General features: G+C 54.1%; 23 protein-coding genes. 22 read left to right on the forward strand and 1 reads right to left on the reverse strand.

Annotated elements, in window-relative coordinates; genetic code table 11:
* Nucleotides 1–14 precede the first annotated feature (14 nt).
* The 9 genes from NL510_RS16350 (at nt 15) to rihA (ending at nt 8,632) form a co-directional block, all read left to right on the forward strand.
* Nucleotides 15–1,061 carry a PhoH family protein gene (locus tag NL510_RS16350; protein ID WP_253378154.1) on the forward strand — a complete coding sequence of 349 codons (1,047 nt, stop codon included), beginning with the start codon at nt 15–17 and terminating at the stop codon, nt 1,059–1,061.
* Nucleotides 1,058–1,525, forward strand: coding sequence for an rRNA maturation RNase YbeY (gene ybeY, locus NL510_RS16355; protein WP_253378157.1), 468 nt, complete (start codon nt 1,058–1,060; stop codon nt 1,523–1,525). Before NL510_RS16350 ends, ybeY begins: the two co-directional genes overlap by 4 nt.
* Nucleotides 1,526–1,613: 88 nt before the next feature.
* On the forward strand, nt 1,614–2,492 hold the full coding sequence (corC, locus tag NL510_RS16360; protein WP_253384966.1) for a CNNM family magnesium/cobalt transport protein CorC: 879 nt from the start codon (nt 1,614–1,616) through the stop codon (nt 2,490–2,492).
* Nucleotides 2,493–2,497: 5 nt separating this feature from the next.
* On the forward strand, nt 2,498–4,036 hold the full coding sequence (gene lnt, locus NL510_RS16365) for an apolipoprotein N-acyltransferase (RefSeq protein ID WP_253378159.1): 1,539 nt from the start codon (nt 2,498–2,500) through the stop codon (nt 4,034–4,036).
* Between the two features lie 333 nt (nt 4,037–4,369).
* Nucleotides 4,370–5,275 carry an amino acid ABC transporter substrate-binding protein gene (locus NL510_RS16370; RefSeq protein WP_253378161.1) on the forward strand — a complete coding sequence of 302 codons (906 nt, stop codon included), beginning with the start codon at nt 4,370–4,372 and terminating at the stop codon, nt 5,273–5,275.
* Nucleotides 5,276–5,430: 155 nt separating this feature from the next.
* Nucleotides 5,431–6,171 (forward strand): amino acid ABC transporter permease, encoded by a 741-nt coding sequence (locus NL510_RS16375; protein ID WP_253378163.1) that lies wholly within the window; start codon nt 5,431–5,433, stop codon nt 6,169–6,171.
* Entirely contained in the window at nt 6,171–6,845 is a 675-nt protein-coding gene (gltK, locus tag NL510_RS16380) for a glutamate/aspartate ABC transporter permease GltK (RefSeq protein WP_253378165.1), read from the forward strand. Before NL510_RS16375 ends, gltK begins: the two co-directional genes overlap by 1 nt.
* Nucleotides 6,845–7,570: an amino acid ABC transporter ATP-binding protein gene (locus tag NL510_RS16385; RefSeq protein ID WP_253378167.1), complete on the forward strand. Its 726-nt coding sequence runs from the start codon at nt 6,845–6,847 to the stop codon at nt 7,568–7,570. The genes gltK and NL510_RS16385 overlap by 1 nt, the downstream gene beginning before the upstream one ends.
* Nucleotides 7,571–7,690: 120 nt before the next feature.
* Entirely contained in the window at nt 7,691–8,632 is a 942-nt protein-coding gene (gene rihA, locus NL510_RS16390) for a pyrimidine-specific ribonucleoside hydrolase RihA (RefSeq protein ID WP_253378169.1), read from the forward strand.
* 66 nt (nt 8,633–8,698) lie between these two features.
* Here the strand turns inward: rihA and NL510_RS16395 are convergent, their stop codons facing one another.
* Entirely contained in the window at nt 8,699–9,181 is a 483-nt protein-coding gene (locus tag NL510_RS16395; protein WP_253384968.1) for a zinc ribbon-containing protein, read from the reverse strand.
* 214 nt (nt 9,182–9,395) lie between these two features.
* Between NL510_RS16395 and leuS the strand changes: the two genes are divergently transcribed.
* The 13 genes from leuS (at nt 9,396) to NL510_RS16460 (ending at nt 22,676) form a co-directional block, all read left to right on the forward strand.
* The gene (gene leuS / locus NL510_RS16400; RefSeq protein WP_253378171.1) at nt 9,396–11,978 is read left to right on the forward strand and encodes a leucine--tRNA ligase; all 2,583 of its coding nucleotides are present in this window, start codon (nt 9,396–9,398) and stop codon (nt 11,976–11,978) included.
* A 14-nt stretch (nt 11,979–11,992) separates the two neighbouring features.
* Nucleotides 11,993–12,562 carry an LPS assembly lipoprotein LptE gene (gene lptE, locus NL510_RS16405; RefSeq protein WP_253378173.1) on the forward strand — a complete coding sequence of 190 codons (570 nt, stop codon included), beginning with the start codon at nt 11,993–11,995 and terminating at the stop codon, nt 12,560–12,562.
* Nucleotides 12,562–13,593, forward strand: a complete 1,032-nt coding sequence (gene holA / locus NL510_RS16410; protein ID WP_253378175.1) for a DNA polymerase III subunit delta — start codon at nt 12,562–12,564, stop codon at nt 13,591–13,593. The genes lptE and holA overlap by 1 nt, the downstream gene beginning before the upstream one ends.
* Entirely contained in the window at nt 13,586–14,251 is a 666-nt protein-coding gene (gene nadD, locus NL510_RS16415) for a nicotinate-nucleotide adenylyltransferase (protein WP_253378177.1), read from the forward strand. Before holA ends, nadD begins: the two co-directional genes overlap by 8 nt.
* 270 nt (nt 14,252–14,521) lie before the next feature.
* On the forward strand, nt 14,522–14,839 hold the full coding sequence (rsfS, locus tag NL510_RS16420; protein WP_253378179.1) for a ribosome silencing factor: 318 nt from the start codon (nt 14,522–14,524) through the stop codon (nt 14,837–14,839).
* 3 nt (nt 14,840–14,842) lie between these two features.
* Nucleotides 14,843–15,310: a 23S rRNA (pseudouridine(1915)-N(3))-methyltransferase RlmH gene (gene rlmH / locus NL510_RS16425; RefSeq protein WP_023310748.1), complete on the forward strand. Its 468-nt coding sequence runs from the start codon at nt 14,843–14,845 to the stop codon at nt 15,308–15,310.
* Nucleotides 15,311–15,338: 28 nt separating this feature from the next.
* Nucleotides 15,339–17,240 carry a peptidoglycan DD-transpeptidase MrdA gene (mrdA, locus tag NL510_RS16430; protein ID WP_253378181.1) on the forward strand — a complete coding sequence of 634 codons (1,902 nt, stop codon included), beginning with the start codon at nt 15,339–15,341 and terminating at the stop codon, nt 17,238–17,240.
* Between the two features lie 2 nt (nt 17,241–17,242).
* Complete coding sequence (mrdB, locus tag NL510_RS16435) at nt 17,243–18,355, forward strand: peptidoglycan glycosyltransferase MrdB (RefSeq protein WP_253378189.1); 1,113 nt, start codon at nt 17,243–17,245, stop codon at nt 18,353–18,355.
* A 16-nt stretch (nt 18,356–18,371) separates the two neighbouring features.
* Nucleotides 18,372–19,454, forward strand: coding sequence for an endolytic peptidoglycan transglycosylase RlpA (rlpA, locus tag NL510_RS16440; protein WP_253378191.1), 1,083 nt, complete (start codon nt 18,372–18,374; stop codon nt 19,452–19,454).
* A gap of 138 nt (nt 19,455–19,592) precedes the next feature.
* The gene (gene dacA, locus NL510_RS16445; protein ID WP_253378199.1) at nt 19,593–20,804 is read left to right on the forward strand and encodes a D-alanyl-D-alanine carboxypeptidase DacA; all 1,212 of its coding nucleotides are present in this window, start codon (nt 19,593–19,595) and stop codon (nt 20,802–20,804) included.
* A 106-nt stretch (nt 20,805–20,910) separates the two neighbouring features.
* Nucleotides 20,911–21,174 carry a DUF493 family protein YbeD gene (ybeD, locus tag NL510_RS16450; protein WP_012016566.1) on the forward strand — a complete coding sequence of 88 codons (264 nt, stop codon included), beginning with the start codon at nt 20,911–20,913 and terminating at the stop codon, nt 21,172–21,174.
* Between the two features lie 94 nt (nt 21,175–21,268).
* A complete protein-coding gene (gene lipB, locus NL510_RS16455) occupies nt 21,269–21,910 on the forward strand; it encodes a lipoyl(octanoyl) transferase LipB (RefSeq protein WP_253378201.1) in 642 nt (213 codons plus the stop codon).
* 346 nt (nt 21,911–22,256) lie between these two features.
* A complete protein-coding gene (locus NL510_RS16460) occupies nt 22,257–22,676 on the forward strand; it encodes a hypothetical protein (protein WP_253378013.1) in 420 nt (139 codons plus the stop codon).
* Nucleotides 22,677–22,683 lie beyond the last annotated feature (7 nt).

The following is a 22,683-nucleotide window of genomic DNA, read 5'->3' on the forward strand; positions in this document are numbered from 1 at the left end:
CAAAGAGGAACGGTTTGAACATAGACACGCGTGAAATTAGCCTTGAGCCCGCAGACAACGCTCGACTGTTGAGCCTGTGCGGGCCGTTTGATGACAACATCAAACAACTGGAGCGACGTCTGGGGATCGAAATCAATCGTCGCGATCACCATTTCAAACTCACCGGACGCCCTATCTGCGTCAACGCGGCTGCAGATATTTTGCGTAGCCTGTACGTCGATACCGCCCCGATGCGTGGAGAAACGCAGGATATTGAGCCGGAACAGATCCACCTCGCCATTAAAGAGGCACGCGTGCTTGAGCAGAGCGCAGAAAGCGTGCCGGACTTCGGCAAAGCGATCAACATCAAGACCAGGCGTGGCGTCATTAAGCCGCGTACGCCGAACCAGGCGCAGTACATCGCTAATATTCTCGACCATGACATCACCTTTGGCGTGGGCCCGGCAGGTACGGGTAAAACCTATCTCGCGGTTGCCGCTGCGGTCGATGCCCTGGAACGCCAGGATGTCCGCCGTATTCTGCTGACCCGCCCTGCGGTTGAAGCGGGTGAAAAGCTGGGCTTCCTGCCTGGCGACTTAAGCCAGAAGGTTGATCCGTATCTGCGTCCGCTGTACGACGCGTTGTTCGAAATGCTCGGCTTTGAGAAAGTTGAAAAACTTATTGAGCGCAACGTCATTGAAGTCGCCCCGCTGGCCTACATGCGTGGCCGTACGTTGAATGACGCGTTCATCATTCTTGATGAAAGCCAGAACACCACCATCGAACAGATGAAGATGTTCCTGACGCGTATCGGCTTTAACTCGAAAGCGGTCATAACCGGTGACGTCACCCAGATAGATCTGCCGCGCAGTACCAAATCTGGCCTGCGCCACGCCATTGAAGTGCTGGCCAACGTTGATGAAATCAGTTTTAACTTTTTCCACAGCGAGGACGTTGTTCGCCATCCGGTGGTCGCACGCATTGTTAACGCCTATGAAGCCTGGGAAGAGGCCGATCAAAAGCGTAAGGCCGAACAGGCAGCAGAACGTAAGCGCGACGCGCAGGAGCAAGAACCGAAATGAGTCAGGTGATCCTCGATTTACAGCTGGCCTGTGAGGACATTTCCGGCATGCCAGAAGAGGCACAGTTTCAGAAATGGCTGGATGCGGTTGTCCCCCAGTTCCAGGAAGAATCAGAAGTCACTGTCCGTCTGGTGGATGATGCAGAAAGCCATGAGCTTAACCTGACCTACCGCGGGAAAGATAAGCCGACCAATGTGCTCTCTTTCCCGTTCGAAGCACCGCCGGGCATAGAGATGCCGCTGCTGGGCGATCTGATCATCTGTCGTCAGGTGGTTGAACAAGAAGCCAAAGAGCAACAGAAGCCACTTGAGGCCCATTGGGCGCATATGGTAGTGCATGGCAGCCTGCATCTGCTGGGCTACGACCATATCGAAGATGATGAAGCGGAAGAGATGGAGTCGCTTGAGACAGAGATAATGCTTGCTCTGGGCTATGAGGATCCGTACATTGCCGAGAAAGAATAGTCCGTCATTCGACGACTAACATGCCGCCGCGCAAGGATTTCGCGCGGTGGTAAACATTGAACTAACAAGAGAACCCTTAACAAACGCCATGAGCGACGACAATTCACACAGTAGCGACACGACAAACAGTAAAAAGGGATTTTTCTCCCTCATTCTGAACCAGCTTTTCCACGGCGAACCTAAAAACCGTGATGAACTGCTGGAGCTGATTCGTGATTCCGGGCAAAACGATCTTATCGACGAAGATACGCGCGAAATGCTCGAAGGGGTAATGGACATTGCCGACCAGCGCGTCCGCGATATCATGATCCCTCGCTCGCAGATGATTACCCTGAAACGTAACCAGACGCTGGACGAGTGTCTCGATGTCATTATCGAATCAGCCCACTCGCGTTTCCCGGTCATCAGCGAAGATAAAGATCACATCGAAGGGATTTTGATGGCGAAAGATCTGCTGCCGTTCATGCGCAGCGATGCCGAAGCCTTCAGCATGGAAAAAGTGTTACGCCAGGCCGTGGTTGTGCCGGAAAGTAAACGTGTGGATCGGATGCTGAAAGAGTTTCGCTCTCAGCGCTATCACATGGCGATTGTTATTGATGAATTTGGCGGCGTTTCCGGTCTGGTCACGATCGAAGATATTCTTGAACTGATCGTGGGCGAAATCGAAGATGAGTATGACGAAGAAGAGGATATCGACTTCCGTCAGTTAAGCCGTCATACCTGGACCGTGCGCGCGCTGGCGTCAATTGAAGACTTCAACGACGCCTTTGGTACCCGCTTCAGCGATGAAGAGGTTGATACCATTGGCGGTCTGGTGATGCAGGCCTTTGGTCACCTTCCGGCTCGCGGCGAAACCGTTGAGATCGATGGGTACCAGTTCAAGGTCGCAATGGCCGACAGCCGACGTATTATTCAGGTTCACGTCAGAACGCCGGACGACTCACCGGTGCCTAAACTGGAAGATTAATGTAAATGGCATTTGCCTCATTACTTGAACGCCAGCGCGTCCGTTTGCTGCTGGCGCTTTTACTCGGAGCCAGCGGTACGCTGGCTTTTTCTCCTTATGACATCTGGCCTGCCGCTCTCCTTTCGCTGATGGGGCTACAGGGGTTAACCCTGAACCGCCGCCCCGTTCAGGCCGCAACCATCGGCTACTTCTGGGGGCTTGGGCTGTTTGGCTCTGGCATTAACTGGGTTTACGTCAGCATCGCCCAGTTTGGTGGCATGCCGGGTCCGGTTAACGTCTCCCTGGTGGTATTGCTCGCCGCCTATCTCTCGCTTTATACCGGCCTTTTTGCAGGCATTCTTTCGCGCCTGTGGCCAAAAACCAACTGGCTTCGCGTCGCCATTGCGGCACCAGTGGTCTGGCAGATAACCGAGTTCCTGCGCGGTTGGGTTCTGACCGGCTTCCCGTGGCTGCAGTTCGGCTATAGCCAGATTGACGGGCCGCTGAAAGGCCTGGCGCCAATAATGGGCGTCGAAGCGATTAACTTCCTGATGATGGTGGTCAGCGGCCTGCTGGTGCTGGCCCTGGTCACGCGTAACTGGCGGCCGCTGATTGTGGCGCTGGTGCTGTTTGCCCTGCCCTTCCCGCTGCGTTACCTCCAGTGGTATACCCTGGTACCTGAACGCGCGACTCAGGTTTCGATGGTGCAGGGCGATATCCCGCAGTCGATGAAGTGGGATGAGAATGAGCTGCTGAACACGCTGAAAATCTACGCGGATGCCACCGAAACGGTGATGGGCAAATCGCAGCTGATTATCTGGCCGGAGTCGGCGATCCCGGAGCTGGAAATAAAGCAGCAACCCTTCCTGAACATGATGGACAACCTTCTGCGCGCGCACGGCAGCACGCTGATTACCGGAATTGTGGATGCGCGTCTGAATCAGCAGAACCGTTATGATACCTATAACACTATTATCACCCTCGGCAAAGGCAGCGAATACAGCTACAGCTCTGCCAACAGGTACAATAAGAATCACCTGGTTCCTTTTGGCGAGTTTGTCCCGCTGGAATCGATTCTGCGCCCGCTGGCCCCGTTTTTTGATCTGCCGATGTCGTCCTTCAGCCGCGGTCCTTACGTTCAGCCGCAGCTGCATGCACAGGGTTTTGCTCTGACGGCGGCCATTTGCTACGAGATAATTCTCGGTGAACAGGTGCGCGATAACTTCCGTCCGGATACTGACTTCCTGCTCACCATTTCTAACGACGCGTGGTTTGGCAAATCGATTGGCCCATGGCAGCATTTCCAGATGGCGCGTATGCGTTCTCTTGAGCTGGCCCGCCCACTGCTACGCAGTACCAACAACGGCATCACCGCCGTGATAGGTCCGCGGGGTGAAATTCAGGCCATGATCCCTCAATTCACGCGAGACGTGCTGACCACAAAAGTCACTCCAACCACGGGCATGACGCCATACGCCCGTACCGGTAACTGGCCGCTATGGATCCTGAGCGCCCTGTTTGGCTTTGGCGCGCTGCTGATGAGCCTTCGTCAACGTCGTAGATAACCCCCTCACCCTGGCCCTCTCTAATATGGAGAGGGCCATTTCTGGCACGCCTATTGCTTTATTCACTTACGCAAACGCGGTTTGGCTTAACGTGCAACCCTGTCGCACCAGTACCGATCATCGCCAGCACCGAAACGGTGCATTGTAAGGTTATTGCCTCACAATGGTGCGGCGCGCTTCGCAAAAATAAACAATAACGCAGCAAAATCTTTACATTAAGCCAAACTAAATGCTAACAAGCTTGCATAACACTGCTCGCGCATAGCGCGAGATATAACAACATCACAATGGGTATCAATGCGTCACTGGCGCTGAATAAGAAAGGAGTTGGGTATGCAATTACGTAAACTGGCCACAGCAATGCTGGTTATGGGAATGTCCGCAGCCGTCGTACACGCTGAAGACGCTCCGGCTGCAGGAAGCACTCTCGACAAGATTGCCAAAAACGGCGTGATCGTGGTCGGTCACCGTGAATCATCTGTCCCGTTCTCGTACTACGACAACACGCAAAAGGTCGTGGGTTATTCACAGGATTACGCCAACGCTATCGTTGACGCAGTGAAGAAAAAGCTGAACAAACCTGACCTGCAGGTGAAGCTCATCCCTATCACCTCACAGAACCGTATTCCACTGCTGCAAAACGGCACCTTCGATTTTGAATGTGGTTCCACCACCAACAACCTTGAGCGTCAGAAACAGGCGGCATTCTCCGACACCATCTTCGTGGTCGGTACGCGTCTGCTGACCAAAAAAGGCGGCGAGATCAAAGATTTTGCTGACCTGAAAGGGAAAGCGGTTGTAGTCACCTCCGGTACGACCTCAGAAGTGCTGCTGCACAAACTGAACGACGAGAAGAAAATGGATATGCGCATCATCAGTGCAAAAGATCATGGCGACTCTTTCCGTACCCTGGAAAGTGGCCGTGCTGTCGCGTTCATGATGGATGACGCTCTGCTGGCGGGCGAACGTGCAAAAGCCAAAAAACCGGATAACTGGGAAATCGTCGGCACAGCGCAGTCCAAAGAAGCCTATGGCTGCATGCTGCGTAAAGGCGACGCCGACTTCAAGAAACTGATCGATGACACCATTGCTCAGGTACAGACATCGGGTGAAGCGGAAAAATGGTTTGATACGTGGTTCAAGAACCCGATCCCACCAAAAAATCTCAACATGAACTTTGAACTCTCTAACGACATGAAAGCGCTGTTCAAAGCCCCCAACGATAAAGCTCTTAACTAATTAGAACGACAGGGGCGGGATCGCCTGCCCTCTCGATTGTCGGGAAGCATGGACAGACTATACGTTAAGTGGATCGTTCCCCACTCAGCGCGAAATGAGCTTCTCACCAATCTTCGAGGGTAGCGCTGCTACCCTTTTTTTTTCTGGAGTTTATTATGTCAATTGACTGGAACTGGGGCATCTTTCTGCAACAAGCCCCGTTCGGTAACACCACCTATCTAGGCTGGCTCTGGAACGGCTTTCAGGTCACCGTCGCGTTATCGATAACCGCGTGGATAATCGCGTTTTTTGTCGGCTCGCTGTTCGGTATTCTGCGCACCGTTCCTAACCGCTTTCTTTCAACCTTCGGCACCCTCTATGTGGAACTGTTCCGTAACGTTCCGCTGATTGTGCAGTTCTTTACCTGGTATCTGGTTGTCCCGGAACTGCTGCCGGAAAATATTGGCATGTGGTTTAAGGCGGAACTGGATCCGAACATTCAATTCTTTGTCTCCTCCATGCTCTGTCTTGGGTTGTTCACCGCCGCGCGCGTTTGCGAACAGGTACGTGCCGCCATTCAGTCGCTGCCGCGCGGGCAAAAAAATGCCGCGCTGGCGATGGGGCTGACGCTGCCGCAAGCCTATCGCTACGTGCTGCTGCCCAACGCCTATCGCGTTATCGTGCCGCCAATGACCTCAGAGATGATGAACCTGGTGAAAAACTCGGCCATCGCCTCTACGATCGGTCTGGTGGATATGGCCGCACAGGCGGGCAAGCTACTGGATTACTCCGCCCATGCGTGGGAATCCTTCACCGCGATCACCCTCGCCTATGTTCTGATTAACACCATCATCATGCTGCTGATGAACCTGGTTGAACGCAAAACTCGCCTGCCGGGCAATATGGGGGGCAAATAATGTACGAATTTGACTGGAGTTCTATCGTTCCCTCCATGCCGTACCTGTTAAACGGCCTGGTGATCACCCTCAAAATCACCGCGATTGCCATCGTTATCGGTATTGTCTGGGGCACGCTGTTGGCGGTGATGCGGCTGTCGAGTTTTAAACCCTTCGCCTGGTTTGCCACCGCCTACGTTAACGTCTTCCGTTCCATTCCACTGGTTATGGTACTGCTGTGGTTTTACCTGATTGTTCCCGGCTTCCTGCAAAATGTACTGGGGCTGTCCCCGAAAGCCGATATTCGACTTATCTCCGCCATGGTCGCTTTCTCGATGTTTGAGGCGGCGTACTACTCAGAGATTATTCGAGCGGGTATTCAAAGTATCTCCCGCGGGCAGTCCAGCGCTGCGCTGGCATTAGGGATGACGCACTGGCAATCAATGCAGCTCATTATTCTGCCGCAGGCGTTTCGCGCCATGGTTCCACTCCTGCTGACTCAGGGCATCGTACTGTTCCAGGATACCTCGCTGGTGTATGTGTTGAGCCTGGCAGACTTCTTCCGTACCGCGTCCACTATTGGTGAACGTGATGGTACGCAGGTCGAGATGGTGCTCTTCGCGGGTGGCGTCTATTTTGTGATTAGCTTAAGCGCATCGCTGTTGGTCAGTTGGCTGAAGAAAAGGACTGTATAATGATTTCCCTGAAAAATGTTTCAAAATGGTATGGGCACTTTCAGGTGCTGACCGACTGCTCCACCGATGTGAAAAAAGGCGATGTGGTGGTGGTCTGCGGGCCATCCGGTTCCGGTAAATCCACGCTGATTAAAACCGTCAATGGTCTGGAGCCAGTTCAGCAAGGTGAAATTGTCGTTAACGGCACCAGGGTGAACGACAGAAAAACCAATCTTGCCCAGCTCCGCTCCCACGTTGGGATGGTGTTCCAGCATTTTGAGCTGTTCCCGCACCTGTCGATCATTGAGAACCTGACGCTTGCGCAGGTGAAAGTGCTGAAGCGCGATAAAAAAGCGGCGCGCGAAAAAGGGCTGAAGTTACTGGAACGTGTCGGGCTCTCTGCGCATGCGGATAAATTCCCGGCGCAGCTCTCCGGTGGTCAGCAACAGCGTGTAGCAATCGCGCGTGCGCTGTGTATGGATCCGGTAGCCATGCTGTTCGATGAACCCACCTCGGCACTCGATCCTGAGATGATCAACGAAGTGCTGGACGTAATGGTGGAGCTGGCGCACGAAGGGATGACCATGATGGTGGTGACGCACGAAATGGGCTTCGCCCGTAAAGTGGCCAACCGCGTGATCTTCATGGACGAAGGGAAAATTGTTGAAGATTCTCCTAAAGAAGCGTTCTTTGCGAATCCGAAATCCGAACGCGCTAAGGATTTCCTCGCTAAAATCCTGCATTAATCTTTTCAGTGCGCAATCTGAGGATTGCGCACTGCTTCACGCTTTAGCTCTCTTTTTCTATTCGGCGTCACATCGCAGCGTTAACCTTGTCACAAAATAATGCTAAGAATGGAGAACGCTATGGCACACCCTATAATTCTCGACTGCGATCCGGGTCATGATGACGCGATCGCGCTCGTTCTTGCCCTCGCCTCGCCGGAACTTGACGTCAAAGCCGTCACCTCGTCCGCCGGGAATCAGACGCCGGAGAAAACACTGCGCAACGTACTGCGCATGCTGACGCTGCTTAAGCGCCAGCATATTCCGGTCGCAGGCGGCGCCATTAAGCCGCTGATGCGCGAACTGATCATTGCGGATAACGTTCACGGTGAAAGCGGGCTGGATGGCCCGGCGCTGCCGGAGCCAGATTTCGCACCGCAAAACTGCACTGCCGTCGAGCTAATGGCGAAGGTAGTGCGTGAAAGCAGTGAGCCCGTCACGCTGGTGGCTACCGGCCCGCAGACCAACGTTGCGCTGCTGCTGAACAGCCATCCTGAACTGCACAGCAACATCGCCCGTATCGTCATCATGGGCGGAGCAATGGGGCTGGGTAACTGGACCCCTGCGGCCGAATTCAACATCTTTGTTGACCCGGAAGCTGCGGAGATCGTCTTCCAGTCAGGAATACCGATTGTGATGGCCGGGCTGGATGTCACCCACCGCGCGCAAATTATGGCGGAGGATATTGCGCGTTTTCGTGCGATTGGCAATCCGGTGGCGACAACGGTGGCAGAACTGCTCGACTTCTTTATGGAGTATCACAAAACTGAAAAATGGGGCTTCCAGGGCGCGCCGCTGCATGACCCCTGCACTATTGCCTGGCTGCTGAAACCGGAGATGTTTACCACCGTGCACCGCTGGGTGGGTGTTGAAACCCAGGGGAAATATACCCAGGGTATGACGGTCGTGGATTATTATTCTCTGACGGGTAATAGGCCGAACACCACGCTGATGGTGGATATCGACCGCCAGGCGTTTGTGGATTTGCTGGCGGAGAGACTGGCTAATTATCGTGCACCCTGATGCCCTCTCCCACGGGAAGAGGGCGCAGACACTTTAAACGGCAACGCGGTTGCCGTTTTGCTTTTATTATGGCTCAAACGGGCGGCGCTGGAACTGGTCGTGTCCGCATTTCGGACACAGCGGCAGTACCTCCGGGGTATAAACCGCAATATGGTGATGGCACTTCTCACAAACCAGATTGCCCAGCCCAACGACTTCGCCGCTATGATATACGCCGTGATGGTTTAAATCCTGGAATACCTCGCGCCACTCGAGCTGCGTTTTATCGGTGATATCCGCCAGTTCCTGCCACAGGCTCTCTTTGATCACCCGCATAAACACGCTGTCGGCGATCTCGTCCTGGCTCTCTTCATAGCTACGCGCAAACTCTTCCAGATCGCGGCGCACCGCGCGCGTCACCTCTTCCACCTCGGTTCGCGTTAACTCACCCGTTTGCGTCACCCGCGTACGAGCCTGTTCAACCAGGGCGTCGATATCGCGCTCGCCGTTACGCAGCCGTTCCGTCAGTGTTGTGACCAGCTCGCGGTAAAATTGAGCAACCTTGTTCATCATTTTGCCTCCTGGGTAAGTAACTCTCTCTAATAATAGACCTTATTTCAACGCCGCTTTGCCAGGTGAAGCACAGAGCCGATAAATTCCTGCCGGGCGCATTTGCGTGAAAGGCTGTTTTGACGCGGGCGTTTGGGCTATGCTATGCGGATCTGAGATACCACATCCATTGGCTACAATTGTAGCTGTATTGAAAACAGGACCACTGGCTGCCATGCAAGAGCAATACCGCCCGGAAGAGATAGAATCAAAAGTCCAGCAATACTGGGACGAGAAGCGCACCTTTGAAGTAACCGAAGACGAGAGCAAAGAGAAGTATTACTGCCTGTCGATGCTTCCCTATCCTTCTGGTCGACTACACATGGGCCACGTGCGTAACTACACCATCGGTGACGTCATTGCCCGCTACCAGCGGATGCTTGGCAAAAACGTGCTGCAGCCAATAGGCTGGGATGCGTTCGGCCTGCCTGCTGAAGGCGCGGCGGTGAAAAACAATACGGCACCGGCTCCGTGGACGTACGACAACATCGCGTACATGAAAAACCAGCTGAAAATGCTGGGCTTTGGCTATGACTGGAGCCGAGAGCTGGCAACCTGCACCCCGGAGTACTACCGTTGGGAGCAGAAATTCTTTACCGAGCTGTACAAAAAAGGGCTGGTCTATAAAAAGACGTCCGCTGTTAACTGGTGTCCGAACGACCAGACCGTTCTCGCGAATGAACAGGTCATCGATGGCTGCTGCTGGCGTTGTGACACTAAAGTCGAGCGCAAAGAGATCCCACAGTGGTTTATCAAAATCACCGCCTACGCCGACGAACTGCTGAACGATCTGGATAATCTGGATCACTGGCCCGATACCGTTAAGACCATGCAGCGTAACTGGATCGGTCGTTCTGAAGGCGTTGAAATCACCTTCAAGATTGATCACTACGACCAGCCCCTCACCGTCTACACGACCCGCCCGGACACCTTCATGGGCGCGACCTACCTGGCCGTTGCCGCAGGGCATCCGCTGGCGCAGAAAGCTGCCGAGAACAATCCTGAGCTTGCCGCCTTCATCGACGAATGCCGTAATACTAAAGTGGCCGAAGCCGACATGGCAACGATGGAGAAAAAAGGCGTTGCAACTGGCTTCTATGCGACGCATCCATTGACTGGCGAAGCGATTCCCGTCTGGGCAGCAAACTTCGTGCTGATGGAGTACGGCACAGGCGCTGTGATGGCCGTTCCAGGCCACGATCAGCGCGACTACGAATTTGCCTCTAAATATGGCCTGGACATCAAGCCTGTGATCCTGGCGACTGATGGCACTGAACCAGACCTGTCAGAACACGCTCTGACCGAAAGAGGCACTCTGTTCAACTCGGGTGAGTTCAGCGGCCTGAGTTTTGAAGACGGTTTCAACGCCATTGCAGACAAGCTGGCCTCACTGGGGGTCGGTGAACGTAAAGTAAACTACCGGTTGCGCGACTGGGGCGTTTCCCGTCAGCGCTACTGGGGTGCGCCAATCCCGATGGTGACTCTTGAAGATGGCACGGTGTTGCCAACGCCTGAAGATCAGCTGCCGGTGATCCTGCCGGAAGATGTGATCATGGACGGCATTACCAGCCCGATCAAAGCCGATCCTGAGTGGGCAAAAACCACCGTGAACGGCCAGCCTGCGCTGCGTGAAACCGATACCTTCGACACCTTTATGGAGTCCTCCTGGTATTACGCGCGTTATACCTGCCCGCAGTATCAGGAAGGTATGCTGGATTCCGATGCGGCAAACTACTGGCTGCCGGTTGACATTTATATCGGTGGTATCGAACACGCCATCATGCACCTGCTCTACTTCCGCTTCTTCCACAAACTGATGCGCGATGCTGGCCTGGTGAACTCTGATGAGCCAGCAAAACAGCTGCTGTGTCAGGGCATGGTCCTGGCGGATGCCTTCTATTACGTGGGCGCAAACGGCGAGCGTAACTGGGTTTCTCCGATTGAGGCGATTGTCGAGCGCGACGAGAAGGGCCGCATCGTCAAGGCAAAAGACGCCGACGGTCATGAACTGGTTTACACCGGCATGAGCAAGATGTCCAAGTCTAAAAACAACGGCATCGACCCGCAGGTCATGGTTGAGCGTTACGGCGCAGATACCGTGCGTCTGTTCATGATGTTTGCCTCCCCGGCAGACATGACACTGGAGTGGCAGGAATCCGGCGTTGAAGGCGCTAACCGCTTCCTGAAACGCGTGTGGAAACTGGTTTACGAACACACCTCTCAGGGTGAGGCGTCGACACTGGACGTCACCGCGCTGACGGAAGAGCAGCAGGCGCTGCGTCGTGATGTTCATAAAACTATTGCCAAAGTAACCGATGATATTGGTCGTCGTCAGACCTTCAATACCGCAATTGCGGCTATTATGGAACTGATGAACAAGCTGGCGAAAGCACCGCAGGAAGGCGAGCAGGATCGTGCTTTACTGCATGAAGCGCTGCTGGCCGTTGTTCGCATGCTGAATCCGTTCACGCCGCACGCCAGCTTCACCCTGTGGCAGGAGCTGAAAGGCGAAGGCGATATCGACAACGCGCCTTGGCCAGTAGCTGATGAAGCCGCGATGGTAGAAAACACCACGCTGGTGGTGGTGCAGGTTAACGGCAAAGTGCGCGGTAAAATTACCGTGGCTGTCGATGCAACCCAGGAACAGGTTCGTGAGCGCGCAGGTCAGGAACCTCTGGTTGCGAAATATCTTGAGGGCGTTGCCGTACGTAAAGTGATCTACGTACCGGGTAAACTCCTCAATCTGGTCGTTGGCTAAGCGCGGGAGGAAACGTGCGACAACTGGCAACAATACTCTTATCTCTGGCGGTGCTTGTCACCGCTGGTTGTGGCTGGCACCTGCGCAATACCACGGCAGTGCCTGCGGAAATGAAAACGATGATCTTCGACTCATCGGACCCGAATGGCCCACTCAGCCGGGCAATTCGTAACCAGCTGCGCCTGAATGGCGTTGAGATTATCGAGAAAGGCACGCTGCGCCAGGATATCCCATCTCTTCGCGTACTGGGTATGAGCCTGGCGAAAGATACGGCGTCCATCTTCCAGGACGGCCGTACCGCTGAATATCAGATGGTATTGACGGTCAACGCAGCCGTGCTGATCCCTGGTAAAGACATCTATCCAATCAGCACCAAGGTCTATCGTTCGTTCTTTGATAACCCGCAAACGGCTCTGGCAAAAGATGCAGAGGAGCAGATTATCATTAACGAAATGTACGATAAGGCGGCAGAACAGCTGATCCGAAAACTGCCAAGCGTCGCAGCGTCGACCCGAGCAGGCTCTGATATCATCGAAACACCGGATGCCAACGCGGCGCCTGTTACGATGTCGATGGGTAATTGATGATCAGGTTGTATCCTGAACAGCTCCGCGCGCAGCTCAATGAAGGGCTGCGCGCGGCGTATCTGCTGCTCGGAAACGATCCGCTCTTGCTGCAGGAAAGCCTTGATGCCGTGCGCCAGGCGGCGACCACTCAGGGCTTTGATGAACACCATACCGTCCAGTTGGATAACAACACCGACTGGAACGCCCTCTTTTCGCTCTGCCAGGCGATGAGCCTGTTTGCCTCACGTCAGACGATCCAGATCCTGCTCCCGGACAACGGTTCTAACGCGACCATCAATGAACAGCTGGCCACCCTGGTCAGCCTGTTACACAGCGATCTGCTGCTGATTGTCCGCGGCAATAAGCTGACGAAAGCACAGGAAAATGCCGCATGGGTTAAGCAACTTGCGGCTAACGCTGTGCAGGTCACCTGTCAGACACCTGAACAGGCTCATCTGCCCAAATGGGTTGCGGCGAGAGCCAGACAGCACAATCTCCAGTTGGATGAGGCGGCAAGTCAACTGCTTTGCTACTGCTACGAAGGCAACCTGCTGGCCCTGGCTCAGGCGCTGGACAGGCTCTCTTTGCTGTGGCCGGATGGCAAGCTGACCTTACCGCGTGTCGAACAGGCGGTTAACGATGCCGCGCACTTTACCCCTTTCCACTGGGTGGATGCGTTGTTATCCGCAAAGAGCAAGCGTGCCCTGCATATTTTGCAGCAACTGCGGCTGGAAGGCAGCGAGCCGGTTATCTTGCTGCGCACGCTCCAGCGTGAGCTGATGCTGCTCCTTACGCTTAAGCGCCAGTCGGCGCATACGCCACTGCGTTCGTTGTTCGATAAGCATCGCGTGTGGCAGAACCGCCGGGCGATGACCGCTGAGGCCATCAGCCGCCTGAGCCACGAACAACTGCGCCAGGCGGTCCAGCTTCTGATGCGCGCCGAGCTCACGTTAAAACAGGATTACGGTCAGTCAGTCTGGGCGGAGCTGGAAAGCCTCTCTCTCCTGCTCTGCCATAAAGCGCTGGCTGACGTATTTATTGATGGATAGTATGCAATCTCTACAGGCCCTGTACGGTGGTACCTTTGACCCGGTTCATTACGGGCATCTGAAGCCGGTGGAAATTCTGGCCAATTTGATTGGCTTGCAGCGCGTCACCATTATGCCCAATAACGTCCCGCCGCACCGTCCGCAGCCCGAAGCGACCAGCGTGCAGCGTAAAGAGATGCTCGCGCTGGCGATTGCAGATAAGCCCCTGTTTACCCTTGATGAGCGTGAACTGCGTCGCGACACGCCCTCCTGGACTTCACAAACGCTGCTGGAGTGGCGAGCAGAACAAGGACTACACCAGCCGCTGGCCTTTATTATTGGCCAGGATTCATTGCTCAACTTTCCCACCTGGCATCAGTACGAAACGATTCTGCAGAACAGCCATCTTCTGGTCTGCCGCCGTCCGGGCTATCCGCTGACCATGCGCGACGCGCAGTATCAGCAGTGGCTTGAAAACCACCTGACGGATAATGTAGAAGATTTACACAGCCAGCCTGCCGGGAAGATTTATCTGGCCGAAACGCCATGGTTTGATATTTCTGCGACGCTCATCCGCGAACGTCTCCAGCAGGGTTTAGCCTGTGACGATCTGCTACCTCAGGCGGTCCTGGCGTATATCAACGCCAACGGGTTGTATCAGAAAAGCGCAGACGCATAGCAGGGCTGAGCGAAAAAGCCGCGTATTGATTATCCTGCCTTGACAGGGTAAGCCATACTGTTATCCTCCGCTGCCAGACTTTCCTGCCGCTCATCGCTTTACAGAAATTGTTTTACAAAAATGGCGATGCAATCTCCGGCGGAGGGTGGGATGATACCCGCCTTCAAAAGCCTGGCCGGAGACATTTGTCCCGACACTGGCGTCAGTTCAGGTATACTGTCTGGCCACGAACTCATAGTTGCACCATCTTATTCACCCCAGGGGGAAAACTTGCAGGGTAAAGCACTCCAGGATTTTGTTATCGACAAAATTGATGATCTGAAAGGTCAGGACATCATCGCTATCGACGTAAAGGGTAAATCCAGCATCACCGATTGCATGATTATTTGCACCGGTACATCTACTCGCCATGTTGTTTCGATTGCTAACCATGTGGTTCAGGAATCGCGCACCGCGGGGCTGTTGCCGCTTGGCGTTGAAGGCGAAGCCACCGCTGACTGGGTGGTTGTCGATCTCGGCGATGTCATTGTTCATGTCCTGCAGGAAGAGAGCCGTCGCCTGTATGAGCTGGAAAAACTCTGGGGTTAATGCGTGAAGTTGCAGCTGGTCGCCGTCGGCACCAAAATGCCGGACTGGGTACAAACCGGTTTTACTGAGTATCTGCGTCGTTTTCCTAAAGATATGCCGTTCGAACTGGTGGAGATCCCAGCCGGGAAGCGCGGCAAAAACGCCGATATCAAACGCATTCTCGATAAAGAGGGAGAATTGATGCTGGCTGCCGCAGGCAAAAACCGCATCGTCACCCTCGATATTCCAGGCAAGCCCTGGGATACGCCGCAGCTGGCGCAGGAACTGGAACGCTGGAAGCAGGATGGCCGTGACGTCAGTCTGTTGATTGGCGGGCCAGAGGGGTTATCCCCTGCCTGCAAAGCGGCAGCAGAACAAAGTTGGTCTCTCTCCGCGCTGACGCTGCCCCACCCGCTCGTTCGGGTACTGGTGGCAGAAAGCCTGTATCGCGCGTGGAGCATTACTACCAACCACCCATATCACCGCGAGTAGTGACTGACCAGGGTAGATTAAGCAGCGGATGAAACTACAGAATTCTTTTCGCGACTATACGGCTGAGTCCGCGCTGTTTGTGCGCCGGGCGGTGGTCGCCTTTACGGGGATTTTGCTGCTGACTGGTGTGCTGATCGCCAACCTCTATAATTTACAAATTGTTCGCTATACCGATTACCAGACGCGTTCAAACGAGAACCGCATTAAGCTGGTGCCCATCGCGCCCAGCCGCGGCATTATTTATGACCGCAACGGTACGCCGCTGGCGTTAAATCGCACCATCTACCAGATCGAGATGATGCCGGAAAAGGTCGATAGCGTGCAGGATACGCTTGACGCGCTAAAAGGCGTTGTTGATCTTAACGACGATGACATTGCCGCGTTCAAAAAAGAGCGTGCTCGTTCGCATCGCTTTACCTCTATTCTGGTCAAAACGAACCTGACAGAAGTCCAGGTCGCCCGCTTTGCCCTGAATCAGTATCGTTTCCCGGGAGTGGAAGTCAAAGGTTATAAACGCCGCTATTATCCTTTCGGCTCGGCGCTGACCCACGTGATTGGCTACGTGTCCAAAATAAACGATAAAGACGTTGAGCGTCTTGATAAAGACGGCAAACTCGCCAACTACGCCGCCACGCACGATATCGGTAAATTGGGTATCGAACGCTATTATGAAGATGTTCTGCACGGCCAGACCGGCTATGAAGAGGTAGAAGTTAACAACCGTGGCCGCGTGATCCGTCAGTTGAAAGAGGTTCCGCCGCAGGCGGGACATGACGTTTATCTGACGCTGGATCTCAAGCTGCAGCAGTATATCGAAACGCTACTGGCAGGCAGCCGTGCCGCCGTTATCGTCACTGATCCGCGTACCGGCGGAGTTCTGGCCATGGTTTCCATGCCAAGTTACGATCCTAACCTTTTCGTCGACGGCATCTCCAGCAAGGACTATTCCGGGCTGCTCAATGACCCTAACACACCGCTCATAAACCGTGCTACACAAGGGGTTTATCCTCCGGCATCGACGGTGAAACCGTACGTGGCCGTTTCGGCACTGAGCGCAGGGGTGATCAACCGCAATACCAGCCTGTTTGACCCAGGCTGGTGGCAACTGCCAGGTTCAGAAAAGCGCTACCGCGACTGGAAAAAATGGGGCCACGGCCACCTGAACGTCACCAAATCGCTGGAAGAATCGGCGGACACCTTCTTCTACCAGGTCGCCTATGACATGGGCATAGACCGCCTTTCAGAGTGGATGAGCAAATTCGGTTACGGTCACTACACCGGTATTGACCTGTCGGAAGAGCGCTCCGGCAACATGCCAACCCGCGAATGGAAACTGAAACGCTTCAAAAAGCCCTGGTATCAGGGAGATACCATTCCGGTGGGGATCGGCCAGGGTTACTGGACTGCCACCCCACTGCAGATGAGTAAAGCGATGATGATCCTCATCAACGATGGCGTAGTGAAAGTCCCGCACCTGCTGCAGAGCACGGTTGAAGACGGCAAAAAAGTGCCGTGGAACCAACCGCATGAACCTCCGGTAGGAGACATTCACTCCGGATACTGGGAAATAGCCAAAGACGGTATGTATGGCGTAGCAAACCGCCCGAACGGCACCGCACATAAATATTTTGCTGGCGCACCTTATAAGATCGCCGCCAAGTCGGGTACTGCGCAGGTCTTCGGCCTTAAGGCAAATGAAACCTACAATGCCCACAAAATTGCTGAACGTCTGCGCGACCATAAACTCATGACGGCGTTTGCCCCTTATGATAACCCGCAGGTTGCGGTAGCGATGATCCTCGAGAACGGCGGCGCAGGTCCGGCGGTGGGTACGATCATGCGGCAAATCCTCGACCACATTATGCTGGGCGACAACAACACCGAACTGCCGGCTGAAAACCCGGCAGCCGCTGCGGCGGAGGATCAATAATTATGACGGATAATCCAAACAAAAAATCGCTGTGGGATAAAATCCACATCGACCCAGCCATGCTGCTCATCCTGCTCGCTCTGCTGGTCTACAGCGCGCTGGTTATCTGGAGCGCCAGCGGTCAGGACATCGGCATGATGGAACGCAAAATCGGCCAGATTGCGATGGGGTTGGTGGTCATGGTGGTGATGGCGCAAATCCCGCCACGCGTGTATGAAGGCTGGGCGCCTTACCTCTACATTTTCTGTATTGTGCTGCTGGTGGCGGTAGATGCCTTTGGTGCGATCTCCAAAGGCGCGCAGCGCTGGCTTGATCTGGGCATTGTTCGCTTCCAGCCTTCGGAAATTGCCAAAATTGCAGTTCCGTTAATGGTCGCACGCTTTATTAATCGCGACGTTTGTCCACCCTCGCTTAAAAATACCGCCATTGCACTGGTGTTAATCTTCCTGCCGACACTGCTGGTTGCCGCGCAGCCTGATCTCGGCACCTCGATTCTTATCGCGCTCTCCGGCCTGTTTGTTCTGTTCCTCTCGGGGCTGAGCTGGCGTCTGATTGGCATCGCAGTGGTGCTGGTAGCGGCCTTCATCCCTATCCTCTGGTTCTTCCTGATGCACGATTATCAGCGCCAGCGCGTGATGATGCTGCTTGATCCAGAAACCGATCCGCTGGGTGCAGGCTATCATATTATTCAGTCAAAAATTGCGATTGGTTCCGGCGGTCTGCGCGGCAAAGGCTGGCTGCACGGCACGCAGTCGCAGCTGGAGTTTTTACCCGAGCGCCACACCGACTTTATCTTTGCGGTACTGGCGGAAGAGCTGGGGCTGGTGGGTATCTTAATACTGCTGGCGCTCTACGTGCTGCTGATCATGAGAGGGCTGTGGATTGCTGCACGTGCGCAAACCACCTTTGGCCGCGTCATGGCGGGCGGGTTGATGCTGATTTTATTCGTTTATGTCTTCGTAAATATTGGTATGGTGAGTGGTATTCTACCGGTTGTAGGCGTACCGCTACCTCTGGTGAGTTACGGAGGCTCGGCACTGATCGTGTTGATGGCCGGGTTTGGTATCGTGATGTCGATCCACACCCACAGAAAAATGTTGTCCAAAAGCGTATAAAAATAAGGGGATCGCAATGCGTAAGCAGTGGCTGGGGATCTGCATCGCAGCAAGTTTACTTGCAGCCTGTACGAGTGATGATGGTCAGCAACAGGCAACCGTCGCGCCGCCGCAGCCTGCGGTCTGTAATGGCCCGATGGTGGAAATTAGCGGTGCCGAGCCGGTTTATGAACCTCTGAATGCAACGGCGAATCAGGATTATGCGCGCGATGGCAAAAACTATAAAATCGTTCAGGATCCTTCCCGCTTCAGCCAGGCAGGTTTTGCCGCCATTTATGATGCTGAGCCCGGCAGTAACCTGACGGCGTCGGGCGAAACATTCGACCCGACTCAGCTAACTGCGGCACACCCGACGCTGCCCATCCCGAGCTACGCCCGTATTACAAACCTGGCGAATGGACGAATGATCGTAGTGCGCATCAACGATCGTGGTCCGTACGGTAACGATCGGGTGATTTCGCTCTCCCGCGCCTCCGCTGACCGCCTGAATACCTCAAATAATACTAAAGTCCGTGTAGACCCGATTATCGTGGCGCAGGATGGTTCGCTTTCTGGCCCGGGTACAGTCTGTACAACAGTAGCGAAACAGACTTATGCCCTTCCCGACCGTCCGAATCTGGACGGTGGAATGGGAAGCGTCTCTTCTGCGCCCGTGCCCGCTCAGCCTGGCGGCGAAATTCGCGCTATCAGCAATGATACGCTGCAAAGCAATGACAGTATGGGCGCGCCGGTAAGAAGCAGTGGCTTTCTTGGCGCGCCAACGACCTTATCCTCAGGCGTGCTTGAAACGCCTGCCCCCGTAGCCACGCCTGTCACTCAGCCGGCACCGGCGACAACATCAGGCACAGCGGCTTCTGCTCCGGCAGCCTCCGCGGGTGGTTTTGTCGTACAGGTGGGCGCGGTTAGCGATCAAACTCGTGCGCAGCAGTATCAGCAGCGACTGACCCAGCAGTTTGATGTCCCTGGCCGTGTTGTGCAAAACGGCACGGTCTGGCGTATCCAGATGGGGCCTTTTGCTGACAAATCGCAGGCCACGGCCCTTCAGCAGCGCTTGCAACATGAAGCGCAACTGCAGTCGTTTATCGCTGTTGCAAAATAATTAATCGGCGGTATCCGAATTGTCAATTTGTGTAAAATACAGTCACAAACTCATGCTTAAAGTCGGATGCCTGCCTGTATCGCTTTTGCTATAGTAAGGCACTTTTTTAACACCATCACGGATGTCGTCGTTCTGACCATGAAGACCACTTTTTCTGCTCGTTTTGTGCAGCGCATGGCGCTGACCACGGCCCTCTGCGCATCTACCCTCTGTGCAGCGCATGCCGATGACCTGAATATCAAGACCATGATCCCTGGCGTTCCGCAAATCGATGCGGAATCCTACATCCTGATCGATTACAACTCGGGCAAAGTCCTGGCTGAACAGAATGCCGATGCCCGCCGCGATCCGGCCAGCCTGACCAAAATGATGACCAGCTATGTCATCGGCCAGGCCATGAAGGCAGGAAAATTCAAAGAAACCGATCTCGTGACCATCGGCAATGATGCCTGGGCAACCGGTAACCCGGTGTTCAAAGGTTCTTCCCTGATGTTCCTGAAACCGGGTATGCAAGTTCCTGTTTCGCAGCTGATCCGTGGTATTAACCTGCAGTCGGGTAACGATGCCTGCGTCGCCATGGCAGATTTTGCCGCTGGCAGTCAGGATGCGTTTGTCGGGTTGATGAACAGCTACGTCAGCGCGTTGGGCCTGAAAAACACCCACTTCCAGACCGTTCATGGTCTGGATGCTGAAGGGCAGTATAGCTCTGCGCGCGATATGGCGTTGATTGGTCAGGCGCTGATCCGTGACGTACCAAACGAATACACCATCTACAAAGAAAAAGAGTTCACCTTCAATGGGATCCGCCAGACCAACCGTAACGGTCTGCTGTGGGATAACAGCCTGAACGTTGACGGCATCAAAACCGGCCATACCGACAAAGCGGGGTATAACCTGGTGGCCTCAGCCACCGAAGGTCAGATGCGTCTGATCTCGGCCGTGATGGGTGGCCGAACCTTCAAAGGCCGTGAAACAGAAAGCAAAAAACTGCTGACTTGGGGCTTCCGTTTCTTCGAGACCGTCAACCCCCTGAAAGCGGGCAAAGAATTTGCCTCTGAACCAGTATGGTTCGGCGATAACGACCGTGCTTCTTTGGGTGTGGATAAAGACCTGTATCTGACCATTCCTCGCGGCCGTATGAAAGATCTCAAAGCCAGCTACGTGCTGAACACCACCGAGCTGCATGCGCCGCTGCAGAAAAACCAGGTTGTGGGCACCATTAACTTCCAGCTGGACGGTAAAACCATCGATCAGCGACCACTAGTCGTCCTGCAAGAAATTCCTGAAGGCAATTTCTTCGGCAAAATCATTGATTACATTAAATTGATGTTCCATCACTGGTTTGGCTAACAATTGAACACTTGAAAGTGTGATTTTGATCCCCATATACTAGCTATCCTGATAACTCCCACCTGACGTGGGAGTTATTATTTTTTGACGTTACGCCGGAGCTGACATGAAAACCAAACTTAACGAACTGCTTGAATTCCCGACTTCATTTACTTACAAAGTAATGGGTCAGGCGTTACCTGAGCTGGTTGATCAGGTGGTTGAAGTGGTACAGCGCCATGCGCCAGGCGACTACTCCCCAACGGTAAAACCCAGCAGCAAAGGCAACTACCACTCGGTCTCTATAACCATCACTGCCACTCACATTGAGCAGGTTGAGACGCTGTACGAGGAGCTGGGTAATATCGATATTGTCCGTATGGTGCTGTAGTCCCTCTGGGGTTACCCGGTTTGCCGGGTAACCCGCCTACCCGCTGTGATATACTCCCCTTCACCTTGTATCCCTCGTCTTCGGAGACGTTGTTTTGTATCAGGATAAAATCCTTGTCCGTCATCTCGGGCTGCAACCTTACGAGCCTGTCTCGCAGGCTATGCATGACTTCACAGATTCCCGCACTGACGCCACCGCTGATGAAATTTGGCTGGTTGAGCATCTGCCGGTGTTTACTCAGGGTCAGGCGGGCAAAGCCGAGCATTTGTTGATGACGGGTGATATTCCGGTGATTCAGAGCGACCGCGGCGGGCAGGTAACCTATCATGGGCCCGGGCAGCAGGTGATGTACGTCCTGCTTAACCTTAAACGCCGCAAGCTGGGCGTGCGGGAACTTGTCACCCTGCTCGAGCAAACCGTTGTTAACACCCTGGCAGAATTTGCCATTGATGCCCATCCTCGTGCCGACGCGCCGGGGGTCTATGTTGGCGAGATGAAAATCTGTTCTCTGGGGCTGCGGATCCGTAAAGGCTGTTCATTTCACGGTCTGGCGCTGAATATTAATATGGACCTTTCGCCCTTCCAGCGCATTAATCCCTGTGGGTATGCCGGAATGGAAATGGCGCAAATGAGCCAATGGGTTGAGTCAGCTACGCCTGCTAATATTCGCCCTGTACTTTTGAACAAGTTTTTAGCCCTGCTTAACAATCCATCGCACGAATATATCATTACTTAATACATCATACATTCTGGCTCGATTATTTGACGGGCCACTGTTTATTTCCCACTTTTACGCTTTACAATAATCCATAGATTCTATATTTTCGAAGCGCCTGCATAATAGCGTTACATATTATTCACCAACCTGATAGTACCGCCTGCGGAACTCATGTTACTTGCGTGATTATCACTCAACTGTCTGTTTTAGATGAACAAGTGAGACTCACGTGACACTTTACGAATATCTAGAACGTAGCGCCCTTACAGGGCGAGCGTCATCGCTTCGCGATTCCGATGGTTTGCATGTCCTGAGTCCGGCTTTATACTCTGCGGCATGTTAATTTTCTCAGGAAGTCATTGGTATGGCCCGCAGCAAAGCCCCCCGAAAGCGTAAACCCACGCCCTCGTCCCGACTCTCACGCCCTGATTATCCGAAGCGTTTCCTCGTCTCCCTGCCCCCGGAAAGCGACCATGATGACCCCGACGAGTTTTTTTACGACACACCGCAGGATGCCATTCGTCACTGTGTCCACCTGGGGCCGCAGTTTTTCCTCGATACACACTTCGACCCGCCTCTCGTCTGTATCATCCGCGGCTTTGAGCCGCCTGACTCACCCGACGGCGATGTCGTCATTGAGTCCATGCCAGCCGATGTGTTTATTCTCGCCACAGAATCCGGCATGCTACCGGTGACCTTCGCACCGTGGGATAAACACACCGACAACTGGGCCGATGACTGTGACGACTGGCACTATCATACCGGTGCCACTGCAGAGCGATAATCCGCCG

The sequence above is a fragment of the unidentified bacterial endosymbiont genome, from assembly GCF_918797525.1.
Taxonomy (GTDB): Bacteria; Pseudomonadota; Gammaproteobacteria; order Enterobacterales; family Enterobacteriaceae; genus Enterobacter.